This is a genomic window from Kushneria avicenniae, from assembly GCF_900112585.1.
Lineage (GTDB): Bacteria > Pseudomonadota > Gammaproteobacteria > Pseudomonadales > Halomonadaceae > Kushneria > Kushneria avicenniae.
In genome coordinates this window covers 352,625-378,410 of record NZ_FOLY01000001.1, presented here as the reverse complement: position 1 = coordinate 378,410, position 25,786 = coordinate 352,625, and the positions used below count along the sequence as shown (strand labels likewise).

At 60.0% G+C, this 25,786-nt stretch carries 23 protein-coding genes; 19 read left to right on the top strand and 4 right to left on the bottom strand.

Annotated elements, in window-relative coordinates; translation table 11 throughout:
* Positions 1-40: 40 nt before the first annotated feature.
* On the bottom strand, positions 41-1,300 hold the full coding sequence (locus BM079_RS01795) for a 6-phosphofructokinase (protein ID WP_090130218.1): 1,260 nt from the start codon (positions 1,298-1,300) through the stop codon (positions 41-43).
* A gap of 276 nt (positions 1,301-1,576) precedes the next feature.
* Between BM079_RS01795 and mpl the strand changes: the two genes are divergently transcribed.
* Complete coding sequence (mpl, locus tag BM079_RS01790; RefSeq protein ID WP_090130216.1) at positions 1,577-2,956, top strand: UDP-N-acetylmuramate:L-alanyl-gamma-D-glutamyl-meso-diaminopimelate ligase; 1,380 nt, start codon at positions 1,577-1,579, stop codon at positions 2,954-2,956.
* Between the two features lie 141 nt (positions 2,957-3,097).
* Here mpl and BM079_RS01785 read toward each other — a convergent pair whose 3' ends face one another.
* Positions 3,098-4,516, bottom strand: a complete 1,419-nt coding sequence (locus tag BM079_RS01785) for a bifunctional DedA family/phosphatase PAP2 family protein (protein WP_090130214.1) — start codon at positions 4,514-4,516, stop codon at positions 3,098-3,100.
* A gap of 206 nt (positions 4,517-4,722) precedes the next feature.
* Between BM079_RS01785 and BM079_RS01780 the strand changes: the two genes are divergently transcribed.
* From BM079_RS01780 to msrQ, 14 genes are all read left to right on the top strand, one after another.
* Entirely contained in the window at positions 4,723-6,003 is a 1,281-nt protein-coding gene (locus BM079_RS01780) for a glutamate-5-semialdehyde dehydrogenase (protein WP_245742783.1), read from the top strand.
* A complete protein-coding gene (gene nadD, locus BM079_RS01775) occupies positions 5,990-6,652 on the top strand; it encodes a nicotinate-nucleotide adenylyltransferase (RefSeq protein WP_245742782.1) in 663 nt (220 codons plus the stop codon). Before BM079_RS01780 ends, nadD begins: the two co-directional genes overlap by 14 nt.
* Positions 6,653-6,744: 92 nt before the next feature.
* A complete protein-coding gene (gene rsfS / locus BM079_RS01770; protein ID WP_090130212.1) occupies positions 6,745-7,110 on the top strand; it encodes a ribosome silencing factor in 366 nt (121 codons plus the stop codon).
* Positions 7,107-7,574, top strand: coding sequence for a 23S rRNA (pseudouridine(1915)-N(3))-methyltransferase RlmH (gene rlmH, locus BM079_RS01765; RefSeq protein ID WP_090130210.1), 468 nt, complete (start codon positions 7,107-7,109; stop codon positions 7,572-7,574). Before rsfS ends, rlmH begins: the two co-directional genes overlap by 4 nt.
* A gap of 73 nt (positions 7,575-7,647) precedes the next feature.
* The gene (gene mrdA / locus BM079_RS01760; protein ID WP_090130208.1) at positions 7,648-9,564 is read left to right on the top strand and encodes a penicillin-binding protein 2; all 1,917 of its coding nucleotides are present in this window, start codon (positions 7,648-7,650) and stop codon (positions 9,562-9,564) included.
* Between the two features lie 5 nt (positions 9,565-9,569).
* A complete protein-coding gene (gene rodA, locus BM079_RS01755; RefSeq protein ID WP_090130774.1) occupies positions 9,570-10,706 on the top strand; it encodes a rod shape-determining protein RodA in 1,137 nt (378 codons plus the stop codon).
* 10 nt (positions 10,707-10,716) lie between these two features.
* Entirely contained in the window at positions 10,717-11,742 is a 1,026-nt protein-coding gene (gene mltB / locus BM079_RS01750; RefSeq protein ID WP_090130206.1) for a lytic murein transglycosylase B, read from the top strand.
* Between the two features lies 1 nt (position 11,743).
* A complete protein-coding gene (locus BM079_RS01745) occupies positions 11,744-12,697 on the top strand; it encodes a septal ring lytic transglycosylase RlpA family protein (protein WP_090130204.1) in 954 nt (317 codons plus the stop codon).
* A 25-nt stretch (positions 12,698-12,722) separates the two neighbouring features.
* Positions 12,723-13,916 (top strand): D-alanyl-D-alanine carboxypeptidase family protein, encoded by a 1,194-nt coding sequence (locus BM079_RS01740; protein WP_090130773.1) that lies wholly within the window; start codon positions 12,723-12,725, stop codon positions 13,914-13,916.
* A 123-nt stretch (positions 13,917-14,039) separates the two neighbouring features.
* The gene (locus BM079_RS01735; protein ID WP_090130202.1) at positions 14,040-14,366 is read left to right on the top strand and encodes an HP0495 family protein; all 327 of its coding nucleotides are present in this window, start codon (positions 14,040-14,042) and stop codon (positions 14,364-14,366) included.
* A 50-nt stretch (positions 14,367-14,416) separates the two neighbouring features.
* A complete protein-coding gene (gene lipB, locus BM079_RS01730; protein ID WP_090130200.1) occupies positions 14,417-15,121 on the top strand; it encodes a lipoyl(octanoyl) transferase LipB in 705 nt (234 codons plus the stop codon).
* Positions 15,121-16,095: a lipoyl synthase gene (gene lipA, locus BM079_RS01725; RefSeq protein ID WP_090130198.1), complete on the top strand. Its 975-nt coding sequence runs from the start codon at positions 15,121-15,123 to the stop codon at positions 16,093-16,095. Before lipB ends, lipA begins: the two co-directional genes overlap by 1 nt.
* A gap of 176 nt (positions 16,096-16,271) precedes the next feature.
* A complete protein-coding gene (gene msrP, locus BM079_RS01720) occupies positions 16,272-17,282 on the top strand; it encodes a protein-methionine-sulfoxide reductase catalytic subunit MsrP (protein WP_090130771.1) in 1,011 nt (336 codons plus the stop codon).
* Positions 17,282-17,905 (top strand): protein-methionine-sulfoxide reductase heme-binding subunit MsrQ, encoded by a 624-nt coding sequence (gene msrQ / locus BM079_RS01715; RefSeq protein ID WP_090130196.1) that lies wholly within the window; start codon positions 17,282-17,284, stop codon positions 17,903-17,905. The genes msrP and msrQ overlap by 1 nt, the downstream gene beginning before the upstream one ends.
* A gap of 49 nt (positions 17,906-17,954) precedes the next feature.
* Here the strand turns inward: msrQ and BM079_RS01710 are convergent, their stop codons facing one another.
* Positions 17,955-18,977, bottom strand: a complete 1,023-nt coding sequence (locus tag BM079_RS01710) for a zinc-binding alcohol dehydrogenase family protein (protein WP_090130194.1) — start codon at positions 18,975-18,977, stop codon at positions 17,955-17,957.
* 125 nt (positions 18,978-19,102) lie between these two features.
* Between BM079_RS01710 and BM079_RS01705 the strand changes: the two genes are divergently transcribed.
* Both BM079_RS01705 and BM079_RS01700 read left to right on the top strand, forming a co-directional pair.
* On the top strand, positions 19,103-19,726 hold the full coding sequence (locus BM079_RS01705) for an NUDIX hydrolase (protein ID WP_090130192.1): 624 nt from the start codon (positions 19,103-19,105) through the stop codon (positions 19,724-19,726).
* Positions 19,726-20,658, top strand: coding sequence for a DUF429 domain-containing protein (locus BM079_RS01700; protein WP_090130190.1), 933 nt, complete (start codon positions 19,726-19,728; stop codon positions 20,656-20,658). Before BM079_RS01705 ends, BM079_RS01700 begins: the two co-directional genes overlap by 1 nt.
* 143 nt (positions 20,659-20,801) lie before the next feature.
* On the opposite strand, the gene pyk is transcribed toward BM079_RS01700, so the two are convergent.
* Positions 20,802-22,271, bottom strand: a complete 1,470-nt coding sequence (gene pyk, locus BM079_RS01695; RefSeq protein WP_090130187.1) for a pyruvate kinase — start codon at positions 22,269-22,271, stop codon at positions 20,802-20,804.
* Positions 22,272-22,590: 319 nt separating this feature from the next.
* On the opposite strand from pyk, the gene topA reads away from it, so the two are divergent.
* Positions 22,591-25,251, top strand: coding sequence for a type I DNA topoisomerase (gene topA, locus BM079_RS01690; RefSeq protein WP_090130185.1), 2,661 nt, complete (start codon positions 22,591-22,593; stop codon positions 25,249-25,251).
* The gene (locus tag BM079_RS01685; RefSeq protein WP_090130183.1) at positions 25,248-25,706 is read left to right on the top strand and encodes a DUF6586 family protein; all 459 of its coding nucleotides are present in this window, start codon (positions 25,248-25,250) and stop codon (positions 25,704-25,706) included. The genes topA and BM079_RS01685 overlap by 4 nt, the downstream gene beginning before the upstream one ends.
* The last annotated feature ends 80 nt before the right edge of the window (positions 25,707-25,786 follow it).

The following is a 25,786-nucleotide window of genomic DNA, read 5'->3' as shown; positions in this document are numbered from 1 at the left end:
TCATCTCGCCGACAGGGGCGTTAAAGACCTGGCGGCTTCCCTAGAGATGATACTCGGGCAGCTTTTTGGCGATCTGTTCCAGGCGCAGGCTGGCCACCTTCGGCAGGCCGTTTTCAAAGGGCGGGAAGTCTTCGCCCTGAATCAGGGGGCTCAGATAGCGACGCCCGGCATCGTTGATGCCAAAGCCATCTTCACGGATGTACTCCGCCGGCATGAACTTTTCCTGATTGGCCACCCGCTCCAGCGGGGCATCCACGATCGACCAGCTGTAGGGCTCTTCGCTGTCGCGCTGAATGGCCGGCATGACGGCATTCTTGCCTTCAAGGGCACACTCGACGGCGCGCTGACCCACGGCGTAGGCCTGTTCAACATCGACCGCCGAGGCCAGATGGCGTGCGGCGCGCTGCAGATAGTCGGCGACCGCCCAGTGATACTTGTAGCCCAGATCCTGCTTGACCATGCCGGCCAGCGTGGGGGCTACGCCGCCAAGCTGGCGGTGACCGAAGGCGTCGGTGTTGCCGGCGTCGGCCAGAAAAGTGCCGTCTTCATAGCGTGCTCCTTCAGAGACCACCACCACGCAGTAGCCGTGCTTTTTGACCGCGGCATCGATGTGGGCCATGACGCGCTGACGGTCAAAGGGCACCTCCGGCAGCAGAATCATGTGCGGCGGGCCGTCGTTGGTGTCGCTGGCCAGTGCACCCGCGGCTGCAATCCAGCCGGCATGACGCCCCATGGCTTCCAGAATGAATACTTTCGTGGACGTCGAGCACATTGAGGCGATGTCCAGCGCCGCTTCACGAGTCGAGGTGGCGATGTACTTGGCGACCGAGCCAAATCCCGGTGAGTTATCGGTGATGGGCAGGTCGTTATCAACGGTCTTGGCGACATGGATCGCCTGCAGCGGATAACCCATGTGCTCGGAGAGACGAGAGATCTTCAGGCAGGTGTCGGCGCTGTCACCGCCACCGTTATAGAAGAAGTAGCGAATGTCGTGTGCCTTGAAGACTTCGATGAGACGCTCGTACTGACTGCGGTGCGTCTCGATATCCTTGAGCTTGTAGCGGCAGGAGCCAAAGGCGCCGCCGGGCGTGTGTCTCAATGCTGCAATGGCCTCGTCGCTCTCCAGACTGGTGTCGATCAGCTCCTCGGTGAGGGCACCGATAATGCCGTTGTGTCCGGCATAGAGGGTGCCGATGCGATCGCTGTGCTTGCGGCACGTCTCGATGACGCCGCAGGCACTGGCATTGATAACGGCCGTAACACCACCTGATTGCGCGTAAAAGGCGTTGTTGGAGGTCATGAGCTTCCTGCTTCTTATGAATGAAGGTCGACCAGCGCCGCAGTGGCTGACCGCTTTGTCTCTCGGCAACGTGGCGCACCTCTTGTGGGCAGCGCTGCTGTTGATCGGTCAGCCGGTCGATGGTCGGCATCGGGCATGGCCCGTGGGGCGATCATAGCCATTACCTGCAGTCCTGATCCAGTCAGAGATGCAGGCGTGGCAGGTCAAGCGGAGCCTGACGTCGATTCACGGGCCATGCTAGGCTGATCCGGCTTTTGACGGAGAGCCCTATTTTTCATGCATATTCATATTCTCGGCATCTGTGGCACGTTCATGGGCAGCCTGGCGCTGCTGGCACGCGAACTCGGGCATCGGGTCACCGGCTCGGACAAGGGCGTTTACCCGCCCATGAGTACTCAGCTTGCCGCGCACGGTATCGACGCCGGCAACGGCTTTGATGCGGCCAACCTGACGCCCAGGCCTGATCTGGTCATCATCGGCAATGCGCTGTCGCGCGGCAACGTCGAGGTCGAGGCCGTTCTCAACCAGCGCATTCCTTATACCTCCGGGCCTCAGTGGCTGGCAGACAACGTGCTGCAAAAGCGGCGAGTGCTGGCGGTGGCGGGTACCCATGGCAAGACGACCACGGCCAGCATGCTGGCGTGGATCCTCGAGCAGGCCGGACTGTCCCCGGGCTTTCTGATCGGCGGTGTGCCGCGCAATCTGGGCATTTCGGCGCGTGCCGGCACGCCCGGCGGTGTTTTCGTGATCGAGGCCGATGAATACGACACGGCCTTTTTCGACAAGCGCTCCAAGTTCGTGCACTACCTGCCGGAAGTGGCGGTGCTCAACAATCTGGAATTTGATCACGCCGATATTTTCGCGGACCTGGCCGCCATCGAGCGACAGTTCCACCATCTGGTGCGTCTGGTGCCCGGCAACGGACAGCTGGTGGTGGCGGATAACGAGGCCGCGCTGTCCCGCGTTCTGGAGATGGGGGTATGGTCCCCGGTGGCGCATTTCGGCCGTACAGAGCAGGCGCAGTGGCGGCTCTCTGATGGCGCCGATGAGCGGCATTTTGCTGTCAGCGCACCGCAGGGGGCGGTGACGGTCGAGTGGGGCATGAGCGGTGAGCACAACCGGCGCAACGCGCTGGCGTCGATGGCGGCCGCCAGCGCTGTCGGAGTGACGCCCGAGCAGTCCGCTGCGGCGCTGGCCACGTTTGCCTCGCCACGGCGCCGACAGGAGGTGCGCGGATGCGTCAACGACATCCAGGTGATTGATGATTTCGCCCACCATCCGACGGCCATCGCCATGACACTCGAGGGGCTGCGCGCCGTGCCGTCCGAGGGGCGACTGATTGCCGTTATCGAGCCGCGCTCCAACACCATGAAACTGGGCACCATGAAGGCCCGACTGCCGGAAAGCGTGACCAGTGCCGATCAGGTCTACTGGTATCAGCCGGCGACGCTGGGATGGTCGGTGGTCGACGTGGCCGAGGCATGCTCGGTGCCGGCATACGCAGTGACCACCACCGAGCAGTTGATTACGTCACTGGTGGCGCAGGCGCGTCCGGGTGATCGCATCGTCATAATGAGCAATGGCGGTTTTGATAACGTTCATGAGCGGCTGTTGAACGCGCTTGAGCAGTGTTACGGGCAGACGGCCGATGCCTGACAGGGCATGTCGTCCCCACGCCGGCGAGCCACGATATCGTGGCGCGCCGGCATTTTATAGGCGCTTTGAAGCTATGTGCCCTGAATTCCTGTGCCTTGAACCTCTGTGCCTTGAACTTCTGTACCTTGAAACAGGGGCCGGTTAAAAGGCGGGCAGCCACAGGATTCGTGCGGTTACCAGTACCACGGAGGCCAGCGTCAGCAGCGCCAGCTGTCGGTGGCTGACGGCACCTGCAAGATAGCGATGGGCGAAGAAGTGGTAGCTGATGCGGGTTGCGCCGCAGATGACCAGTCCCAGCAGTGCGCCGCCGATCAGGTCACTGAGCCAGTGAACGCCAAAGGTCAGCCGCGACAGGGCGACAATGCTGGCGATCACGATGGCGATCCAGTAGGGCCAGCGTCGAGCACGGCTTGAAAGCCCCTCGGCAATGAAAGCGGCGCTGAGTCCCCAGAACACGACAGCGGTCGAAGTGTGGGCGCTCGGATAGGAAAAAGATCCAACCAGATGCTCGGGCGTGTCGGGCCGGGCACGGCCCACCCAATGCTTGAGCGTCGTGTTGCTGAAGGACAGCAGTGCCATGGCGCCCCCCCAGTGGATCAGGGCGGCAAGGCGCTTTCGCCATAAAAGCCATAAAAGCCATGGCAAAAGCATGGCCATGATGCCGATGGCATCGCCAATACGATCAAGCAGCGTCGAGGCGCGCATCAGGGCAACGTTGTCCGGCCGTGAAAAGAAGTTGCGCGCTGCAACGTCAAGCGACAGCGGTTGCTGAAGGCCCGCTACCAGCCAGGTCCATCCAGCGAAGGCCACAATTCCTGCCAGTAGCAGTGCAATGGACGCCAGCGGTACTTCACCGCCAATGCGTTTTTGTCGAAGGCTCAGCCAGAGCCGTCGCGAGAGACGGTAACGCCGTGCCCTCATCAAAAGACCACGATAGATACGGCTGTCTCGATCGAACTGACGTCGCAGCCATGACAGGGCAAAGCCGAGCACGATGAGCATGAACAGCAGCGCCGAGAGCCACTGCTCGGTGCCGGGGGGCAGATGGATCAGTCGCTGCCAGCTGCGGCCCAGATAGTAACCGGGCAACAGATAGGCGGGTGCCCAGAGCAGAGCCGAGATCACGTTGACGGTCAGAAAGCGTGCCGGTGGCATATGCATCATGCCGGCCACCATGGGAATGATAGGACGCACCGGGCCCACAAAGCGGCCAAAGGCCACCGAAAGGGTGCCATGGCGAGTAAAGAATCGCTCGCCCTTGTCGACCCACTCGGGATGCCGATTGAATGGCCACCAGCTGCGGATGCGATCGCACTGCTTGCGCCCGAGCCAGTAGCTCAGACCGTCACCCAATACGGCGCCGATGAAGGCGCTGATCATCAGCGTCATGATCGAAACATGGTCGTGACCAGCCAGTGACGCGGCGGCCGTCAGCATGACCACGCCCGGCATGATCAGACCGACCACCGCCAGCGATTCGAGCAGGGCAACCATCCCGACAATCAGCACCAGAACTGTCGGGTTATGCGCCCACTGATCAATCAGGGCAACAGGATGCATCAGACAGGGCTCCACACAATGACTTGCCGCATCGGGTGCGGTTTTTACTGCTGCCGACAACTGGCTTATAGTAGCGATTCATAAGTATCGGACTAATCAACGTAAAATCGTCGGCCAGTATAGTCAGCCGCTGTGTACTCCGATAGCGTCAGGAGAGGACGACAGACGAGCGCGGCCGCGCATCCGGGATAGGGAGAACAGCGCAGATGACATCTGAGGTGCAACAGGAAGACAGCGACATCACCACGCGCATGACGCTGCTGGGTCAGCAGGCGCGCAGGGCGTCCGGCCGGCTGCGCAGCAGCACCACGCAGCAGCGTAACGGGGCGCTCATGGCCATGGCCGCCGAGCTTTCCAGCCAGCGCGATGTCGTGCTGGAGGCCAACGCTCGCGATGTCGAGCGTGGCAGAGCCGAGGGGCTGTCGGAGGCGTTGATGGACCGTTTGCAGCTGACGCCGGCACGTGTCGACGCCATGATCTCCGGCCTTGAAACCGTTGCCTCCCTGCCGGACCCGATCAATGGCATCGACGAAATGCGCACCCAGAATAACGGGCTGCGGATCGGCCGCATGCGCACGCCGCTGGGCGTGATCGGTATTATCTATGAGTCGCGCCCCAATGTGACGGTGGATGCCGCTGCGCTGTGCCTCAAGGCCGGTAACGCTGCCATTTTGCGCGGCGGATCGGAAGCTTTTGAGTCCAACTGTGCCATCGCGCGGTGCATCGCTTCGGGTCTTGAGCAGGCCGGGCTGCCGGGCCATGCCGTACAGCTGGTGGAAACAACCGACCGGCGGGCGGTGGGTGCACTGATCACGGCAAGTGAATATGTCGATGTGATCATCCCGCGGGGCGGCAAATCGCTGATCAAGCGTATTTCCGAAGAAGCCACCATTCCGGTCATCAAGCATCTGGAAGGGCTTTGCCATGTTTTCGTGGATCGCCACGCCTCGCTGGACATGGCCTTTGACGTTGCCTTTAACGCCAAGTGCTTTCGCTATGGCATCTGTGGTGCCATGGAGACGCTGCTGGTGGATCAGGCCGTGGCCGAAGCCTTTTTGCCCGGCATGATTGCCCGGTTTCAAAGCGAGGGCGTTACGGTGCGCGGCTGTGGCCGAGTACAGGCGCTTGCCGACGTCGAGCCGGCTACCGAAGAGGACTGGCTGACCGAATATCTGGGGCCGCTGCTGTCCATTCGAGTTGTTGATGGCATGGACGCCGCCATCGAGCACATCAATCACTACGGCTCGCACCATACCGATGCCATTGTCAGCGACCATTTCGGCCATACCCAACGTTTTATGGCAGAAGTGGATTCAAGCTCGGTCATGGTCAACGCCGCTACCTGCTTTGCCGATGGCGCGCAGTACGGTCTGGGCGCCGAGATCGGTATCTCGACCGACAAGTTGCACGTTCGCGGGCCGGTAGGGCTTGAGGGACTGACCACGCGTAAATATGTCGTGCTGGGCGATGGTCATGTCAGAACCTGAAACCCGTGTCGCCATGTTTGGCGGCACCTTCAACCCGATCCATATTGCGCACCTGCGCGCCGCCGTTGAACTTCGCGATGCGCTGTCACTCGATGTCGTGCATATGGTGCCGGCGCATCTGCCACCGCATCGCAGCGCGCCGGGCGTCAGTTCCGAGGATCGTCTGAGCATGCTGAAGCTGGCCCTGGCGGATACGCCGGGGCTGATCGCCGATGATCGCGAAATTCGTCGCGACGGACCGTCCTGGTCACTGGATACACTTGCCTCACTGCGAAAACAGTATGGCCACCAGGCGCGCCTGCTCATGGTGCTGGGACGGGATGCCTTTTTGAAACTGCATGAATGGCACGAACCGGCAGCGCTTTTCGATCATGCCCATATTCTGGTGATCGGGCGTCCCGAGAGTCACGAGGCACACTGTCAGGCGCTCGAGGATCTGGTAGCGTCACGACGTGTGGACAGTCTTGACGCCCTCATGGCATCCCCCTGTGGCAGTGTGTTCGACTATGACCAGACCACGGCGATGGCCATCTCTGCGACCGCCATTCGTCAGACGCTGGCTGCAGGCCGCAGCGTGCGTTATCTGATGCCGCCCGCGGTGGAAGCCTTCATCGATCACAATGGTCTATACGGCGAATCATCGCCCTGATGCCCGGTCGGGCGTCAAAAGCTGCAAATGTCTATGGTGCAGGCGTCCGACAGCGGTACAATGCCGGTTTGATCCCTTATATCCGAGGAGCTATGCAGACAGAACTTTCATCTCTGGTGGTGGATGCCCTGGAGGAGCTCAAGGGGCGTGACATCGCCGAGCTCGATGTCTCCAGAATGACCAGCGTGACCGATGTCATGGTCGTGGTCAGCGGTACTTCCAGCCGCCACGTCAAGGCACTGGCAGACAACGTGCTGGAGCGCGCCAAGGACGAAGGGTTTCGCCCGCTTGGTGTGGAAGGCGAGGCCGGCAGTGACTGGGTGCTGGTGGATCTGGGTGATGTGGTAGTTCACGTCATGATGCCGGATGCGCGCAAGCTCTATGATCTGGAAAGACTCTGGAGTGAGCTTCCCAATGATCTGGGGCGCCATGAAGCGGTCGGTGAGCATCACTCTTGAAGCTGAAAATGCTGGCGGTCGGCACCCGCATGCCGGGTTGGGTGACACAGGGTGTCGAGGAGTACCGCAAGCGCCTGCCGCGCGAAATGGCACTCGAGGTGATCGAGCTTTCGCCCGGTCCGCGTCAGAAAAGTGCGGACCCGGCAAAGGCCATACGCATCGAGGGCGATCGCCTGCTGTCAAAAATCAGGGACAGTGAACTCGTGGTGGCGCTTGATGTCGAAGGCAGGCCGTGGTCGACACCAGCGCTCTCCGAGCGCATGAAGGACTGGCAGATGTCCGGCGGTGATGTATCGCTGCTGGTGGGCGGCCCTGATGGTCTTGACCCGCGCTGTCTGTCTCGTGCCGATCTTCGCTGGTCGTTGTCGCCTCTGACATTGCCCCATCCGCTGGTGCGTGTACTGCTGGCCGAACAGCTCTACCGCGGCTGGACGCTGATGACCGGGCATCCCTACCATCGCTAGCGGCGTTCGAACGTGAATTGTTTCGTGCCCGTCGGGCGGCCTATCCGTTTATTGTTTTTGGGCAGTCTTATCAATGCGCCCACGTCGCGCCACGCTTGAGGATTCCGAACAGCAGGCCCGCATCTTTCGCCGTCGCAGCGTTCTGGCGGCGTTCGTTGTGCTTATCATGTTTTCCGGTCTGATCGGGCGCATGGTGTGGCTGCAGGTTGTTCAACACGATGTCTTTATCACGCGCTCGGACAAGAACCGTATGCGCGTCGAGCCATTGCCGCCCAACCGCGGCCTGATCTTCGATCGCAACCATCAGGTGCTGGCCGAGAACCGGCCCACCTATAACCTCACGCTGGTGCGCGAACAGGCCGGCGACGTTGGTCAGACCATCTCGCGTCTGATCGATATTCTGAACCTTCCCGAGGATCAGCACGATGTGCTGGCACAGCGCTCCCGTGAGCGGCTGCGCTCCTATGAGCCGGCACTGCTGCTCAGCGATCTCAATGAAGAGCAGATCGCCAGAATCGCGGTCAATCGCTATCGACTGCCCGGGGTCGAGGTCGAGGCCCAGCTGATTCGTTACTACCCCGATGGTGAGTGGATGTCGCATGTGCTGGGGTATGTCGGGCGCATCAGCCAGGAAGATCAGCAGCGTATCGACACCAGCAACTATGCCGGCACCCATTTCATCGGCAAGACCGGTATCGAGCGGTTTTATGAAGACGAGCTGCACGGTCAGGCCGGGGTACGTCGTGTGGAAACCAACGCCCGCGGGCGAACCCTGCGTGAAATCGATCGCACGCCTCCGAAACCGGGCAAGAATCTGACGCTGACGCTGGATTCAAGGCTTCAGAAGCTGGGACACGATCTTTTGAAGGGCAAGCGTGGCGCCATTGTGGCCATCGAGCCCAAAACCGGGGCCATTCTGGCCATGGTGTCGGAGCCCGGTTTTGACAACAACAAGTTCGTGACCGGGATCGATACGAAATCCTACGCGGCCCTGCGCGATGATGTGGACATGCCACTCTATAACCGCGCGGCGCGCGGGCAATATCCACCGGCCTCGACGGTCAAGCCCTATATGGCCTCTGCCGGCCTTGAGTACGGGCTGATCCAGCCTTCCGATACGGTCTACGATCCGGGCTATTACCAGCTTCCCAACGATTCAAGGCGCTATCGCAACTGGCTGCGCTGGGGGCATGGCCGGGTCGATATGAAACGCGCCATTACGGTCTCCAACGACACTTACTTCTTTACGCTGGCGCATCGCATGGGCATCGATCGGCTGTCTGCCTTCATGCACAAGTATGGTTTTGGTGAGGATCACAGCCTCGATGTCTGGGGTGCCGGCAACGGCCTGATGCCCAGCCGCGACTGGAAGCGGGGGCGCTATAACCAGGTCTGGTATCCGGGCGAAACGCTTTCGGTAGGCATCGGGCAGGGCTACTGGCTGGCGACACCGCTGCAGATGGCCACCGCGGTATCGGTGCTGGCCAACGACGGCAAGTGGGTGCGGCCTCACCTGGCCATGCAGGTCGGGGATGAACAGATCGCGCCACCGTTCGAAAACACACCCGATGACGTCAAACTCGACAACCCACACTGGTGGGGTCTGATTCATCAGGCCATGGAAAACGTCATGACCGGCAGCGAAGGCTCCGGGCGCGCTTCGGGTCGTAACCTTCAATATCGTATGGCGGGCAAGTCAGGCACGGCGCAGGTCTTCACGCTGGGGCAGAAGGAGAAATACAACGCTGCCGAGCTGGAGGAGCGTCTGCATGACCATGCCCTGTTCACGGCCTATGCGCCGGTGGATGACCCGAAGATCGCCGTGGCCGTCATCGTTGAAAACGGCGGTGGCGGGAGCCGGGTGGCGGCGCCGATCGCCCGGGAAATGCTGGATGCCTGGATTCTGCCTGGCATCAAGTCCGGCAATGAGGCTCAGGATCATGCCCGGCAAAACGAACACGCCGCGGACCGGATGGCGACGGGGGATTGACGATGATGATGGACTACTGGCAGCGGGTCTATCGCCGCAGCCGTCGACAGTATCAGCGTCTTGGCTGGCGCACGCTGCACCTTGATCCGTGGCTTTTGCTGGCCCTTTTGACCATCATCGCCGGCGGGCTGATCGTGCTGTACAGCGCCGGGGGGGAATCGACCTATCTGGTGGAGGCTCAGGCCCTGCGTTTTGTCGCAGCTTTCGTGGTCATGCTCCTGATTGCTCAGGTCTCGCCACGCACCATGAAACGCCTTGCGTGGTTTTTCTATATCGTCGTGACCCTGATGCTGGTCGCCGTGGATATCATCGGTACGCATGCCATGGGCGCCCAGCGCTGGCTGACCATCCCGGGCGTGATCCGCTTTCAGCCCTCCGAACTGATGAAGCTCGCCATGCCGATGACGATTGCCGCCTACCTGTCGCGTCGTGTGCTGCCGCCCGGCTGGCTTGATCTGCTGGTCTGTCTGGCCCTGATGGGCGTGCCGGTCGGGCTGATTGCCAATCAACCCGATCTGGGCACCTCCATGCTGGTCACGGCCTCGGCGGTGTTCGTGATCCTGCTGGCCGGGCTGTCCTGGCGCTTCATCGCGGTATGTGCAGGGCTTGGCATCGCCGCCATGCCGCTTTTGTGGTTCAACATGCACCAGTACCAGCGTCAGCGGGTGCTGACCTTTTTAAATCCGGAAAGTGATCCGCTGGGCAGTGGCTGGAACATCATACAGTCAAAGACGGCCATCGGCTCCGGCGGGATTCACGGCAAGGGGTGGATGCAGGGGACCCAGTCCCAGCTGGAATTTCTGCCCGAACGCCATACGGATTTTATCGTTGCCGTGCTTGGCGAAGAGTTCGGACTGATCGGCATGAGCGTTCTGATGACCTGCTATCTGCTATTGATATGGCGCGGTCTCTACATGGCCAACCAGGCACACGACACCTTCGGCAGACTCCTGGGCGGTAGCCTGGTACTGACCTTTTTTGTCTATGTCTTCGTCAATGTCGGAATGGTCAGCGGTGTGCTGCCCATCGTTGGGGTGCCGTTGCCATTGATCAGCTACGGGGGGACGGCCAGCGTGACCCTGATGGCCGGCTTCGGTATGCTGATGGCCGTTTTTACCCACCACAAGACCACCCCACGCTAGAGAGAGTCGGATGAAGCAGGATCGATATCGTTCAGGGAGTAAATGGCGCTGGGCCATGGCAGTGCTGCTGGCGGTATCGCCGCTGGCCGATGCCGAAGGCGAATATGATCCTGCCAGCAATGCGCAGGCAAGCGCCATGGTGGACCGCCTGGCCGCCGAAGGGCTCGATCGACAGGAGCTGACCACGGCGCTCAGGCAGGCCAGTCGCCAGCAAAAGATCATCGATGCCATTTCAAAACCTGCCGAACATCATCTGCGCTGGGATCAGTATCGCAATATCTTCATCAAGCCCGAGCGTGTGGCCGGCGGGGTCGACTTCATCCGCGCCCACCGTGATGCCATGGCCCGCGCTGAACAGGAATATGGCGTGCCGCGCGAGATCATCGCCGCCATCATCGGGGTGGAAACCTGGTACGGACGCCATACCGGCACCTATCGCGTTATTGATGCCCTGACGACACTGGCCTTTGACTATCCGCCGCGCAGTGATTTCTTCGGTCGCGAACTGGAAGCCTTCCTGACGCTGACCGGCGAGCAGGGGCTCGATCCGCAGGAGCTCAAGGGCTCTTATGCCGGTGCCATGGGGCTGCCCCAGTTCATGCCCAGCAGCTATCAGGCCTATGCTGTCGACTTTAATCACGATGGCATCAAGGATCTCTGGGAAGAGCCCGTTGATGCCATCGGCAGCGTGGCCAACTACTTCGCCGAGCACGGCTGGCGACCGGGTCGGCCGCTGACGGTAGCGGCGCATCTGGACACGGCAGAGAAGCCTGATGATGTCGATTTCAATCAGGCAAAGCCGCCCTGGATGACGGTTGGTGCGCTCAAGGCACGCGGCATCGCACCGGATATCGACATCCCCGATGGAGAAGAGGTCATTCCGCTGGCGCTGGATTACGCCGACGGCCACGACGACTATCTGTTCGGGCTGCATAATTTCTATGTGATTACGCGCTATAACCACAGCCATCTTTATGCCATGGCCGTGACCACGCTGGCCGAACAGATTCAGGCGGCGCTGCAGCAGGAGCGTTGACATGTTCTTCAGGAAGGTCTCATTACCCGGCTATCTTCGACATCTGAGCGTCGTGGTGCTGATGGCCACCTTGATTGCTGGCTGTGCCAGCGGCGGCGGTAGCTCCGGCGGACGCTATGCCATGTCGCGCGATGCCTATCCCTATGATCAGGTGGATGTGTCGCAGGTGCCTGATGCCGTACCACAGGTCGAGCCACGCTCGCGCAGTGGCAATCAATCGACCTATCAGGTGCGGGGCAGGCGTTATCACGTGCTCTCCTCGAGCAAGGGATATAGCCAGACGGGGCTGGCCTCCTTTTACGGAAAAAAATTCCAGGGCTATGACACGGCCAACGGCGAGCAGTACGACATGTACACCATGTCGGCAGCGCACCGTTCTTTGCCGTTGCCCACTTTCGCCCGCGTGACCAATCTGGCCAACGACCGCTCCGTCATCGTTCGCGTCAACGATCGAGGTCCATTTCATGACAATCGTTTGATTGATCTCTCCTATGCAGCGGCGTCTCGACTGGATATGCTCGGCGATGGTACTGCCAGGGTGCGGGTAACCGCCATAGACCCGCGTCAGTGGCTGGCGCAACACAACAATGATCAAGGCGTGACCACTCGTTCGGAGCGCATTGAAGATTCTCCGGGCGCATCTGCCACCCACGAGACGCTTTTGCCCGGGGCGCAGAGCGCTGGAGCATCGGAGCACGCGCCCGTGGCCGGTAGCGGTGGTCAGGCAGCAGCCGTCTACCTGCAGGTTGCGGCACTGGGATCGGACGAGCATGCCCGGGCGCTCAGGGACAGGCTCGAAGCGCGTCTTTCAAGGCCGGTTCGGGTAACACGACATGCCGCCATGCATCGGGTTCAGGTAGGACCTCTCAATGACCCTATCATGGTGGAATCAGTCAGGTCCGAACTACATGAAGCAGGCTATGACCAGCTACATCAGGTCACTGGCTCGGACTGAATACAAGCAAACAGAGAAAGGCAATATGACCCTTTTTGCAGTAAACGTATGCCGCTGGCGCCACCTTGTCGCATTTTCCTCGCTGGCGCTGACGCTGACGGCGGCGCCCGCAATGGCCTCCGATGGTCCGTCGCCCTCCAGCTTTATTCCTTCGCCGCCGGGGCTTGCTGCGAAATCATGGGTATTGATGGATGCCAAATCCGGCCGTGTACTGGTCGAGCATGATGGCGACGAGCGTGTACCGCCGGCCAGTCTGACCAAGATGATGACGGCCTATATTGCCGAAAGCGAAATCGAAAGCGGCAACATGTCTGCCGATGATGAAGTTCGCATCAGCAAGGAAGCCTGGCAGACCGGTGGCTCGCGCATGTTCGTCAAGGTGAACAGCAATGTGCCGGTCAAGGATCTGATGCAGGGTATCGTCGTGCAGTCAGGCAACGATGCCACGGTGGCCATGGCAGAGCATATTGCCGGAAGCCAATCGTCGTTTGCCGATCTGATGAACGAGCATGCCCGTCAGATGGGACTGCAGAACACACACTTCATGAACCCGACCGGGCTGCCGGATCCCGAGCATTACTCGTCGGCACATGACATGGCCATTATTGCGCGCCATATCATCAATGATTTCCCCGATCACTACTCTCTCTACGCCGAGAAATACTTTACGTGGAACGGCATCAAGCAGCCCAACCGCAACCTGCTGCTGTGGCGTGACAAGACCGTCGATGGCCTGAAAACCGGTCATACCGATGAAGCCGGATACTGCCTGGTGGCCTCGGCCCAGCAAAGCGACACCCGCCTGATCGCCGCGGTCATGGGCACCAGCTCGGAAGAGGCCCGTTCACAGGAAACCCAGAAGCTTCTGAGCTATGGCTTTCGCTACTTCCAGACCCAGAAGGTATATGACGCCGGTCAGGAGCTGACCCGCGCGCGCGTCTGGGGCGGTACTCAGGATGAAGGCAGCTTTGGTGTGGCCAACGATGTCTATCTGACGGCATCGCGTCAGAATGAGGCGGGGCTTTCCAACCGCATCAACATCAACGGTGATCTGCAGGCGCCCATCCAGGCCGGACAGCAGTACGGCACCGTTCAGATCGTTCAAAACGATGAAGTCATTGACGAGCAGCCGCTGGTCGCGCTGCAGGATGTCGAGCAGGGTGGTCTGTTCAAGCGTCTCTGGGACGGTCTGCTGAAGTTCGTTCAGGGTCTGTTTTAAGGCCTGATCATCACACAGGCGCAGGACCATGCGGGGGGATTCGGCTGACGAATCCCCCTTTTTTCAGTAAAATGGACGGTAATCGGGCGGGTATTCAGCCTGCAGAAAATCAAGAGGTTTATCATGTCCAGGCCTTCATCTCAAAAGCCTGCTGCCATCCTGTCTTCACCCGGCGATGCCGAGAAGGCACAGGAGGCGCCAAAAATCGAGTTTCCCTGCGATTACGCCATCAAGATCGTGGGCAACAACGACGTCGAGTTTGATCGCGACATGCTTGATATCGTCGAGCATTTCTCACCGGAGCTTGATCGCTCAAGAGTTACCCATCGCGACAGTCGTAATGGCAAGTATCGCTCGCTGCATGTCACTATCTACGCTACCGGTGAAGAGCAGTTGAACGCGCTTTTTCTGGCGCTCAAGGCGACCGGCCGCGTTCAGATGGTACTTTGATCGTTCATTGACTCACGAATTGTCCAGTCGGTTGCACGAGGGGAGTACTGATGAGCAGTGCAAGGCTGGAGGATGAGCCCATTGGCGTATATCGTCTGGGAACGTGCGATTACACCACGGTCTGGGAGGCGATGCGTCGCTTTACCGATGAGCGTGACGCCAGCACCCCGGATCAGATCTGGCTGGTAGAGCACTTTCCCGTGTTTACCCAGGGGCGCGCCGGTAAACCGGAACATCTGCTCAATCCTGGCGATATTCCGCTGGTACACAGTGACCGTGGTGGACAGGTCACCTATCATGGGCCCGGGCAGTTGGTCATGTATCCGCTGATTGATGTCAAACGACGTCGCGTCGGAGTACGTGCCATGGTGGATGCCCTTGAAAATGCCGTAATTCGCGTCCTTGAAAACCACGGCATCGAGGCCTGCTCGCGAGCGGATGCGCCCGGCGTCTATGTGGGGAATGCCAAGATTGCCTCGCTGGGACTGCGCATTCGGCGAGGCAGCAGTTTTCACGGTATTGCCTTTAATATCGATATGGATCTTTCTCCCTTTGACCATATCAATCCCTGCGGCTATGCAGGGCTGAGAATGACACAGCTTCGCGATCTCTTGTCCAAGCCACCCGACATGGATCGTGAAGCACAAGGATTGCTCGGAGCTTTTGCCGCCGAACTCGGCAACCCCGAGCTTCAGGAGATGGTGAGCGCACCCGGAGTGCTGACCCACATTTCTCGAGTAACAGGATCAAACTGATGACCGAGACGACTGCTACCGCCCCCAAACAGCGGGCGGAAAAAGGTGTCAAGCTTCGCGGCGCCGACAAGGTTTCCCGCATTCCGGTCAAGGTCATTCCGACCGAGACCCTGCCGACCAAACCGGACTGGCTCAAGGTGCGCATGCCCATCTCCAAGGAGGTGACCCGCATCAAGGAGACCCTGCGTCGGCACAAGCTCGTTACGGTATGCGAAGAGGCGTCCTGCCCCAATCTGGGCGAGTGTTTCAACGGCGGCACGGCCACCTTCATGATCATGGGCGACATCTGCACCCGTCGCTGCCCGTTCTGCGATGTCGCTCACGGTCGCCCCAACGCACTCAATGAAGACGAGCCTCGCGAGCTGGCCGAAGCCATCGCCGAAATGCGTCTGAAGTATGTCGTGATCACCTCCGTGGATCGTGATGATCTGCGTGATGGCGGGGCACAGCACTTTAACAACTGCATCGAAGAGATCAGAAAGCACAGCCCCGATCTCGAGATCGAGGTGCTGGTGCCGGACTTCCGCGGCCGAATGGACAAGGCGATCGACATCATGCGTCAGGAGCCGCCGGATGTGTTCAATCACAATCTGGAAACGGTGCCGTCGCTTTATCGCCGTGTGCGCCCGGGGGCGGATTATCAGTGGTCTCTGGATCTGCTCAAGCGCTACAAGGAAGCGCGTCCGGAAGTACTGACCAAGTCAGGACTGATGCTGGGCGTGGGCGAGACCGATGAAGAGGTGGTCGAGGTCATGCGTGACCTGCGTGCCCATAATGTCGATATGCTGACGCTTGGCCAGTACATGCAGCCGTCGCGCAGCCATCTGCCGGTTGATCGCTGGGTGCATCCCGACACCTTTGCCTGGTTCGCCGAGAAGGGCTACGAGCTTGGCTTCAAGCACGTCGCATCGGGCCCGCTGGTGCGTTCAAGCTACCATGCCGACAAGCAGGCGCACGGCGAAAGGGTATCCTGAGCCGCGTCACGCTGATCCGTACTATTGTTGTTCAACGACGCCCGGCACCGCCGGGCGTCGTCGTTTTCGCTATTTTCACAGTCAGTCTCGATAATTGTCTCGACCGGATACTAATGTCTGAACCATTTCATTGCGTAACGGTCAGTAACCATGATGGCCATTGAATGGAGGGTGTCATGCTGATCAGGACACGAAAGCGCCACCATATCGGTGAACACCAGGTCACCCCGGAGTCGGTTTATCTGGCGCGCCGGCACTTCATGGCAGGGGTGGCAGGTCTTGGAATGGCAGCAGCCCTGCCGCGCAGCGTCTGGGCTTCGTCTCACTACGACGATGTTGAAAAGGGCCGACAGCCTGACTGGTTGGCTTCCCGCCTTGACAATACGCATTGGCAGGCGGTGACTGCGGGAGAAAATGACAAGCTCACGCCTTTTAATGATGCTTCGCACTACAACAACTTTTTCGAGTTCGGCACCAGCAAGGATGACCCTTATAAACATGCGGGGGACATGACCACCGAGCCCTGGACCATCGAGATTGATGGGGAAGTCGCTCGGCCCGGTACTCTGGATGTCGATCAGCTGCTGGGCGAGCAGCAGCTGGAAGAGCGCATCTATCGACTGCGCTGCGTCGAGGCCTGGTCGATGGTCATTCCCTGGCTGGGTGTGCCGCTATCGGAGATCATCAAGCGCGCCGAGCCGACCAGCGATGCGAAATTTGTCCGCTTTCAGACCCTGGTGCGCCCCGAAGAGATGCCGGGACAGCGTTCGCGCTTCGCGCTGATCGACTGGCCGTATCAGGAAGGGTTGCGCATGGACGAGGCGATGCACCCGCTGACGATCCTGAGCGTGGGCATGTACGGGCGTGTGCTGCCTAACCAGAACGGTGCGCCCGTGCGTCTGGTAGTGCCCTGGAAGTATGGCTTCAAGAGTATCAAGTCGATCGTGCGTATCTCGCTGGTGAAGGAGCAACCACCGACGGCCTGGCCGACCATCAATGCCAACGAATATGGCTTCTATTCCAACGTGAATCCCGATGTGGATCATCCGCGCTGGAGTCAGGCCCGTGAGCGACGCTTGCCCAACAGTCTGTTCAGTACCAACATGATTGATACACAGATGTTCAACGGATACGAAGATGAGGTAGCCTCGCTCTACAAGGGCATGGACCTGCGGACCTATTTTTGATGCGACTCTGGCGATGTACGGTATTCGTGGCAGCGCTGCTGCCGTTTCTCTGGTGGGCCTGGCAGGTGGCAGCCGGGCAGGCAGGCCCTGAGCCCGGACAGTATCTGCTGCTCAATTTCGGACAGTGCGCGCTGATTCTGCTGCTGCTGACGCTGAGCCTGACCCCGCTGATGAAGCTGACGCGCTGGAAGGGCTTTGCGCTCATTCGCCGTCAACTCGGGCTCTGGACCTTCAGCTATGGCGTACTGCATCTGACCAGCTATCTGCTGTTTATCCTCGGTCTCGACTTTTCGGCACTGGGAGCAGACCTGCAGCGGCGCCCCTATATCATCGTGGGCTTTGCCGCACTGGTCATGCTGCTGGCGCTGGCGGTGACCTCCAATCGATATTCGATGAAGCGACTGGGCAAGCGATGGAAGTTTCTGCATCGACTGGTCTACATCGCGCTGGCGCTGGTGCTTTTACATTTCTTCTGGGTCGTGCGGGCTGATATGGGGCAGTGGAGCGCCTATGCGCTGGCCGGCGTCGTGTTGATGCTGCTTCGCATCCCGGTGATATCCCGGGCGCTGGGCCGGATTCGCCCGCGTCACGGCCGGGTCGCCAGCACGCACCGATCTCGATGAAAAGCGCCGGCTTTGAGCCGGCGCCTTGTCGTTATCCGATCAAAAGCGATCAGTCCTCGGCCATGGCGGTCAGCACCAGTTTGCCGATGGTATGGCCTTCTTCCAGCATCTGGTGTGCGCGCGTCAGATTCTTGACATTGAGCGGTCCGACGATTTCACCCAGCGTGCTGCGCAGTCGGCCTTCATCCAGCAGCCGCGCCACGGTGGTCAATGCCGCCCCTTGCAGTTCACGCTGCACATCGTGGAGTGGACGGGCAAACATGAACTCCCAGTGGAAGCTGGCGGCCTTGCCCTGTAGCGCGTTGAGATCCACCTGCTGTTTTGTCTCGGCGATCGCCACGATCTCGCCGAGCGGCTTGATCAGGGCAACCATATTGTCCCAGTGCACACCGATATCGTGGCAGTTGAAGATGTAATCGACGTCCTCGAGACCGATCCGCTTGAGTTCGTCAACGAGATCGTGGTGATCCACTACATCGTGGGCGCCCATTTCGCGACACCATTGCGCTGACTGATCACGCGAGGCGGTGGCGATGACGCGAATACCGGTGAGCTGACGGGCCATCTGAATGGCGATCGAGCCCACACCGCCGGCGCCGTTGATGATCAAAAGGGTCTGATCACCGTGATCCGTGGTGTCCTGCGCCAGGCGCAGCTTGTCAAAGAGGGCTTCCCAGGCCGTCAGTGCCGTCAGCGGCATGCCGGCGATTTCCTCGACATCCAGCGTCCGGGGTGCGTGCGCCACCAGGCGGGAGTCGATCAGCTGATACTGGGCGTTGCAGCCGGGGCGGTTGACCTCGCCGGAGTAATAGACGCGCTCGCCGACGGCCAGACCGCTGACGCCGTCACCAATGGCCTCGACGATGCCGGTGGCGTCCCAGCCCAGAATGGTCGGCGCTTCAAGTTCGCCCAGTGCGCCGGCGCGAACCTTGGTATCCACTGGATTGACCGAAACGGCCTCGATGCGTACCAGGATGTCTTCTCCAGTTGGAGAGGGGCGCTCGATTTCGATCTCTTCAAAGGCGCCGGAAGCAGTGATATCGCTGGCGCCACGTGTCGCAATGGCTTTCATGAGCTCTCCCTGGTTAATGAACGCATGCTCGTGCGTCATCCACTAGACTATCAGCCACCAATCTGGACCATGATGACGGCCGGCGCCACCCTGCCGGCAAAAGCGTCGGCAAGCGAGAGACACGAATGACACATGACTGGTTAGCCTTTGCCAGGGCACTCCGATCCATCGCGCAGACCGGGCAGACCTATACTGATAACAAGTACGAGCTGGAGCGCTATCGTCAGCTGGAGGCGCTGACCAACCAGATGTTTGCCGTACTTGGCGATGTGCCGATCGAAAAGATCGAAAACCTGATCATTCCTGATCGCGGCTACGCAACCCCCAAGGTGGACGTGCGCGGTGCCGTCTTTGACGACCGGGGGCGCGTGCTGCTGGTTCGGGAAATCAAGGATGGCCTCTGGACACTGCCGGGGGGCTGGGCTGACGTCAACGAAGGGCCCAGTACCAACGTGTTGAAGGAAATTTTCGAAGAGTCCGGACACCGCGCCAGCCAGCCGCGGCTGGCCATGCTCAAGGATCGCAGCCTTCATCCTTATGCCCACTATTCGCCGGATCACATCTACAAGCTCTTCTATGTCTGCACGCATGACGGCGGCGAATTTGTGCCCAACAACGAAACAGACGCCGCGGACTTTTTTGCGCTCGATGATCTGCCGCCCCTGTCTGAAGGGCGAACGCTGCCTGTAGACATTCACGAGTGCTGGGCCTTTGTTACCTCCGGAGCAGCAGGCATCTACAGCGACTGATGGCGATCGAGCGTATTGATCGACTGCTCCATGCTGACTGGAGCCTGTCACCTTCAAAGCGCTGGTGCGCCCGGGCCCGACGCATCAAGGGGCGGTGGCTGATCGGCGATCCGGCGCGTATCGATGATGTGTACCGCTGGCGTGACACCGTGCTGATGGCTTCTCGAGAGGGCACCACCCTTGCCGGATTCGACTTCCCGATCGGCGTGCCCGAGCGGTGGGCTTCGCAGGTTGGTGTCACCGATTTTCGCGCCTTCATGGCGACACTGGACACCCCGCAATGGCAGCGATTTTTCGAGACGGCCTCAACACCCGAAGAGATCTCGCTGACACGACCGTTTTATCCGCAGCGGACCTGCAAGGGGATACGACAGTCGGATCTGACGCAGGCGCTGGGGGTTGATGATTTCGACGCTCTGCGCCGGTCGTGCGAACGCGACATGCCCGGGCGCCGTCCCTGCCCGCTGTTCTGGACGCTGGGGGCCAATCAGGTGGGCAAGGCCGCCCAGACGGGTTGGCAGAGCTTGATCAGGCCGGCCATGGCGCAGGGGGCAGCGCTCTGGCCCTTCGATGGTTTGCTTGCAGAGCTTGCCGGTACACACCAGTGCATCCTGTGTGAGACCTGGCCGACGCTGGCGGCTCGTCTTTTGGGGGCAGAGCTGTCACCACGTCAGAGCAAGCGTCGTCAGGCAGATCGTATCGACATCGGCATGCGGCTGCTTGAAACCGGGCTGCCCGTCGTGTGGGAAACATCGGCCAGAGCCTCTCTCGAGTCCGGGTTTGGCAAGCGTCCGGAGGGCGAGGACGCCTTTGACGCCATGCTGGGGCTTTTGATGATGATCGCGGTGGTAGAGGGGGCGCTGCCGGTCGCGTCCCGTCTGTCCCCTGTAGAGCGACAGCTGGAAGGTTGGATACTGGGGCTGTGCCGTTAAAATGGCCGGGGCGAGTCTCGTGATGCTGATACTGTGCTGTGGCAATAAAAACGGCGTTGCGGCAATAAAACCGCTGCTGTAGCAATCAAAAAAGGCCTTCTTTCGAAGGCCTTTTATCACGTGCTGCCTGTGCCCGGAAGCGCTCAGCCGATGTGTTCACCGACCTGAACGATTTTCATGGCATTGGTGCCGCCCTGGGCGCTGACGTGATCACCGCGGGTGAGGATGACATAGTCGCCCGGATTGGCCAGCGCGCGCTTTTCCAGTTCGGAGACGGCGCGCTGGTTGACCTCGGCATTGGGCATATCATCGGTATTGAACTCGATGGCAAATACGCCGCGATAGAGCGCCATGCGACGCAGTGTCCGCGGGTGTGACGACAACGCCACAATGGGCAGACCGGAGCGGATGCGCGAGGCGATCAGCGGCGTGTAGCCGGTTTCGGTCAGGCAGGCAATGGCGGCCACGCCTTCAAGGTGGTTGGCGGCATACATGGCCGACAGCGCCACGGTTTCATCAATGCGATGGAACTCATCGGCCATGCGGTGCTTGGATTCCTGAGCAGCCCGTTCGCGCTCGGCACCCATGCAGCAACGGTTCATCGCTTCAATGGTTTCTACCGGATAGCTGCCGGCTGCCGTTTCGGCCGAGAGCATGACCGCATCGGTGCCATCAAGCACCGCATTGGCCACGTCAAACACCTCGGCACGCGTTGGCAGCGGTGATTCGATCATCGACTCCATCATTTGCGTGGCCGTGATCACTGCGCGGTTGAGCGTACGTGCACGGGCGATCATGCGCTTTTGAACGCCGATAAGCTGGGCATCACCGATTTCAACGCCCAGGTCGCCACGGGCAACCATGACGGCATCGGAGGCAATGATGATTTCATCCAGTGTGGCTTCGTTGGCCACGGCTTCAGCACGCTCGACCTTGGCCACAAGGGCGATGTTTTTACCGGCCTCGCCCAGCAGGTCGCGGGCCAGCTGCATGTCGGCCCCGGAGCGCGGGAAGGACACCGCCAGAAAATCGACTTCCAGGTCGATGGCGGTTTTCATGTCCTCGCGATCCTTGTCGGTCAATGCTGCCGCCGACAGGCCGCCGCCCTGCTTGTTGATGCCCTTGTTATTGGAGAGTTTGCCCCCAACTTCGACGCTGCATTCGATGCGGCCGCTATCAACATTTTTGACCTTGAGCACGACGCGACCGTCGTCGAGCAGCAGAACATCGCCGGTCTGAACGTCGTCGGGAAGTTCCTTGTAGTCGCAGCCGACCTGATGAAGGTCGCCCTCGTCACGACCCAGGTTCACGTCCAGAACAAAGTCCTGACCGTTTTCAAGCTCGACCGAGCCGTTGGCGAAACGGGCGATACGAATCTTCGGACCCTGCAGGTCGCCCAGAATGGCGACATTGCGCTTCTGGTTGCTGGCCGCCCTGCGCACGGCCTCCACGCGACGGCGATGATCTTCCGGGCTGCCGTGGGAGAAGTTGATTCGAACGACATCAACGCCTGCGTGCACCATGGCCTCGAGTACGCCTTCCTTGTCGCTGGCGGGACCCAGAGTGGCGACAATCTTTGTACGGCGAATCGGGCCTGCAGTCGCTTTCGTCATGAAGCATTCTCCTGATGCGGTGTCTGAATGTATTCACTATACCTTTTTCACCCCCTGGGGTGCGACGGCTATGCTCCAAAGTCTTGATGACACGCTCGAGAATGTCGAGGCATTTGCGGAGCGCAGTGAGATGATGCGGACTTGAAGAGAAACGGATGTCATGACGCATCGGTTTTTATCCGGTGGCGCCATGGATAAGGCCAGGGTAGGGTAGTCGCATTTTTCAGGGTGTCTGAATCTGTCCGGGTAGCGGACGTTCGGGCACGCTGCTTTTCTGACATGACAGTGCCGGCCAAACCGGTAAAAGAGACGGAGATCTATGGGCAAGTCACTGGTGATCGTCGAGTCGCCGGCCAAGGCCAAGACCATCAACAAGTACCTCGGCAACGATTTCATCGTGAAATCGAGTGTGGGCCACATTCGTGACCTGCCGACCAGTGGTAGTGGCAAGGGCGCCACTGACCCCTCCGAGCGTGCCAGACAGGCCGCTGCCACGCGCAGGATGTCGGCCGAAGAGAAGGCGGCCTACAAAAAACGCAAGAGTCATGACCAGCTGATCCGCCGTATGGGCGTTGATCCTGACAATGGCTGGCAGGCGAATTACGAGATTCTGCCCGGCAAGGAAAAGGTGGTCGACGAGCTCAAGAAGCTGGCCGAGAAGGCGGACGCCGTCTATCTCGCCACCGACCTTGACCGCGAAGGGGAGGCCATCGCCTGGCACCTGCGTGAAACCATTGGTGGTGACGATTCGCGCTATCGTCGTGTGGTGTTCAACGAGATTACCAAAAATGCCATCGCTCAGGCGTTCGAAACACCCGGTGAGCTCAAGCTGGATCGGGTCCACGCCCAGCAGGCCAGACGTTTTCTTGACCGTGTAGTGGGCTTCATGGTGTCGCCGCTGCTCTGGAGCAAGGTGGCCCGTGGCCTGTCGGCCGGTCGTGTGCAGTCGGTGGCGGTGCGGCTGATCGTCGAGCGTGAGCGCGAGATTCGTGCCTTCACGCCGGAAGAGTACTGGGACGTTCATGCCGACCTTGAAGCCGGCAGCGGCGACAGTGTTCGTTTCGAAGTCGCCAGACATCACGGCGATGCCTTCCGACCGACCAGTGAGGCGCAGACCACCTCACTGATCGCGCCGCTCGAGAAGGCGGACTACATCATTACCGGGCGCGAGGATCGCCCGACTTCGAGCAAACCCGGTGCGCCCTTTATTACCTCGACCCTGCAGCAGGCTGCCAGCGGGCGTCTCGGGTTTTCGGTCAAAAAGACCATGACCCTGGCGCAGCGTCTGTATGAAGCCGGCTTCATCACCTACATGCGTACCGATTCGACCAATCTGTCAGCGGATGCCATCACCATGGCCCGCGACTATATCGAATCGAACATGGGTGGCGATTATCTGCCCGACGCGCCCAATGTCTACAGCAGCAAGGCGGGCGCTCAGGAAGCACACGAGGCCATCAGACCGACCGACGTTCATCGTAGAGCAGATGATCTTGGCAGCATGGAACGTGACGCCGAACGTCTCTATGAGTTGATCTGGCGTCAGTTCCTCGCCTGTCAAATGGTGCCGGCACAATATCTGTCGACCACGCTGACCATCGAGGTAGAAGGGTTTGAACTGCGCGCTCGGGGCAGGGTGCTGCGTTTTGACGGCTATACCCGTGTGCTCAAGCCTTCGTCCAGAAAGGAAGAAGATCAGCAGTTGCCAGATATCGGCAAGGGTGAGCATCTCGAGCTCAAGGCGCTTGATCCGAAACAGCACTTTACCAAGCCCACGGCGCGCTACACCGAGGCCAGCCTGGTCAAGGAGCTTGAAAAGCGCGGCATCGGACGGCCATCGACCTATGCCGCGATCATTTCAACGATTCAGGAGCGTGGCTACGTCAAACTGGACAGTCGCCGCTTCTACGCCGAGAAGCTTGGCGAGATCGTGACGGATCGGCTGATCGAGTCCTTTCAGGATCTGCTGGACTACGGCTTCACGGCCCGCATGGAAGACGAGCTTGACCATGTTGCCGACGGTGAGCGCGACTGGCGCGAACTGCTGGACAGCTTTTATGGCGACTTCCACGCACGCCTTGAGCATGCTGAAGGCGAAGAGGGCATGCGCCCGAATCAGCCGGTCGAAACTGGTATCGAGTGCCCGACCTGCGGTCGACCCATGCAGATTCGTATCGCCTCCACCGGTGTCTTTCTGGGCTGCTCGGGCTATAACCTGCCGCCCAAGGAGCGTTGCAAGACCACCATCGATCTGCTGCCGGGCGAAGAGGCGGTACCGGCGGATGCCGACGAAAACGCCGAAACCGATGCTCTACGGGCCAAGCGTCGTAATCCAGACACCGGCACGGCGATGGACAGCTACCTCATCGATGAGACCCGCAAGATTCATATCAGCAATGATGACGATGGCTACTACGAGATCGAGGAGGGGCATTTTCGCATCAAGGGGTATGAAGGCCCGACCATCGAATGCGACAAGTGCGGCTCGGAAATGCAGCTGCGTTCGGGGCGATTCGGCAAGTACTTTGCCTGTACCAACGATGACTGCAAGAATACGCGCAAGCTACTGAAAAGCGGCGAGCCGGCGCCTCCCAAGATGGACCCGGTGCCGATGCCGGAGCTTCAGTGCCAGAAGGTCGAAGACCACTATGTGCTACGTGATGGTGCCAGCGGCCTTTTCCTGGCGGCCAGTCAGTTCCCGAAAAATCGTGAAACGCGACCGCCGCTGGTCAGCGAAATTCGTCCGCATGCCGAAGCGCTGCCAGAGAAGTATCACTTCCTTCTGGAAGCGCCGGATCATGATCCGGATGGTCGTCCGACCCAGATCAGATTCTCGCGCAAGACCAAAAGTCAGTATGTGCTGACCGAAGAGGACGGCAAGGCAAGCGGCTGGAAGGCGCTCTGGGATGGCAAGCGCTGGCAGGTCGAGGACAATCGCAAGGGCAGCAGCGCTAAAAAGACCGGAAAACAGGCATCATGAGTCATCAGGGCCGAACCAATCAGCTGCTGTATCAGGCCATGCTGCTGCTGGAACAGCCGGCCGGTGACGACGAGCACGCTGATGCCAGACGCAGGGCGCTCGAGGAGGGTGCGCTTTCGATGATCGAGATGGCGCTGGAAAGCGTCATCAAGGAGATTGCGCATACCTGCCGCTGGCCGCCGATGCACTGGCGTACAGTGCTTGAACAGCCACCGGCCAGGGTGGCCGAGATCGAGCTTCTCAGAGAGCTCATGGCTCAGCCCGACAGCTGGCTGGGCCGGCTGTTGACGCTCTCGGACCGGCTTCATGGTGAAGAGGGTGCGGCTCGGCTGCGTCGGCATGACAACATGATCGCCTCCAGCCAGAACGAATCTCTTTCCCGGGAGCTTGCCCGATGTCTCAAGGACTTCCGCGCTCTGCTGCCCAGACTTCGTGAAACCAGCTATGAATGGTAACTTCTTGTATTTGATGAACGTGACATCACCGACAAAGATCCTTAATATTGTGTTAATGTCGTTTGCCCATTCGATCAGTG

What these genes read in the sequence shown, in the direction of transcription:
- BM079_RS01795 (WP_090130218.1), bottom strand. Translation starts at nt 1,300, where the DNA reads ATGACCTCCAACAACGCCTTTTACGCGCAATCAGGTGGTGTTACGGCC.
- mpl (WP_090130216.1), top strand. Translation starts at nt 1,577, where the DNA reads ATGCATATTCATATTCTCGGCATCTGTGGCACGTTCATGGGCAGCCTG.
- BM079_RS01785 (WP_090130214.1), bottom strand. Translation starts at nt 4,516, where the DNA reads ATGCATCCTGTTGCCCTGATTGATCAGTGGGCGCATAACCCGACAGTT.
- BM079_RS01780 (WP_245742783.1), top strand. Translation starts at nt 4,723, where the DNA reads ATGACATCTGAGGTGCAACAGGAAGACAGCGACATCACCACGCGCATG.
- nadD (WP_245742782.1), top strand. Translation starts at nt 5,990, where the DNA reads ATGTCAGAACCTGAAACCCGTGTCGCCATGTTTGGCGGCACCTTCAAC.
- rsfS (WP_090130212.1), top strand. Translation starts at nt 6,745, where the DNA reads ATGCAGACAGAACTTTCATCTCTGGTGGTGGATGCCCTGGAGGAGCTC.
- mrdA (WP_090130208.1), top strand. Translation starts at nt 7,648, where the DNA reads ATGCGCCCACGTCGCGCCACGCTTGAGGATTCCGAACAGCAGGCCCGC.
- rodA (WP_090130774.1), top strand. Translation starts at nt 9,570, where the DNA reads ATGATGGACTACTGGCAGCGGGTCTATCGCCGCAGCCGTCGACAGTAT.
- mltB (WP_090130206.1), top strand. Translation starts at nt 10,717, where the DNA reads ATGAAGCAGGATCGATATCGTTCAGGGAGTAAATGGCGCTGGGCCATG.
- BM079_RS01745 (WP_090130204.1), top strand. Translation starts at nt 11,744, where the DNA reads ATGTTCTTCAGGAAGGTCTCATTACCCGGCTATCTTCGACATCTGAGC.
- BM079_RS01740 (WP_090130773.1), top strand. Translation starts at nt 12,723, where the DNA reads ATGACCCTTTTTGCAGTAAACGTATGCCGCTGGCGCCACCTTGTCGCA.
- BM079_RS01735 (WP_090130202.1), top strand. Translation starts at nt 14,040, where the DNA reads ATGTCCAGGCCTTCATCTCAAAAGCCTGCTGCCATCCTGTCTTCACCC.
- lipB (WP_090130200.1), top strand. Translation starts at nt 14,417, where the DNA reads ATGAGCAGTGCAAGGCTGGAGGATGAGCCCATTGGCGTATATCGTCTG.
- lipA (WP_090130198.1), top strand. Translation starts at nt 15,121, where the DNA reads ATGACCGAGACGACTGCTACCGCCCCCAAACAGCGGGCGGAAAAAGGT.
- msrP (WP_090130771.1), top strand. Translation starts at nt 16,272, where the DNA reads ATGCTGATCAGGACACGAAAGCGCCACCATATCGGTGAACACCAGGTC.
- msrQ (WP_090130196.1), top strand. Translation starts at nt 17,282, where the DNA reads ATGCGACTCTGGCGATGTACGGTATTCGTGGCAGCGCTGCTGCCGTTT.
- BM079_RS01710 (WP_090130194.1), bottom strand. Translation starts at nt 18,977, where the DNA reads ATGAAAGCCATTGCGACACGTGGCGCCAGCGATATCACTGCTTCCGGC.
- BM079_RS01705 (WP_090130192.1), top strand. Translation starts at nt 19,103, where the DNA reads ATGACACATGACTGGTTAGCCTTTGCCAGGGCACTCCGATCCATCGCG.
- BM079_RS01700 (WP_090130190.1), top strand. Translation starts at nt 19,726, where the DNA reads ATGGCGATCGAGCGTATTGATCGACTGCTCCATGCTGACTGGAGCCTG.
- pyk (WP_090130187.1), bottom strand. Translation starts at nt 22,271, where the DNA reads ATGACGAAAGCGACTGCAGGCCCGATTCGCCGTACAAAGATTGTCGCC.
- topA (WP_090130185.1), top strand. Translation starts at nt 22,591, where the DNA reads ATGGGCAAGTCACTGGTGATCGTCGAGTCGCCGGCCAAGGCCAAGACC.
- BM079_RS01685 (WP_090130183.1), top strand. Translation starts at nt 25,248, where the DNA reads ATGAGTCATCAGGGCCGAACCAATCAGCTGCTGTATCAGGCCATGCTG.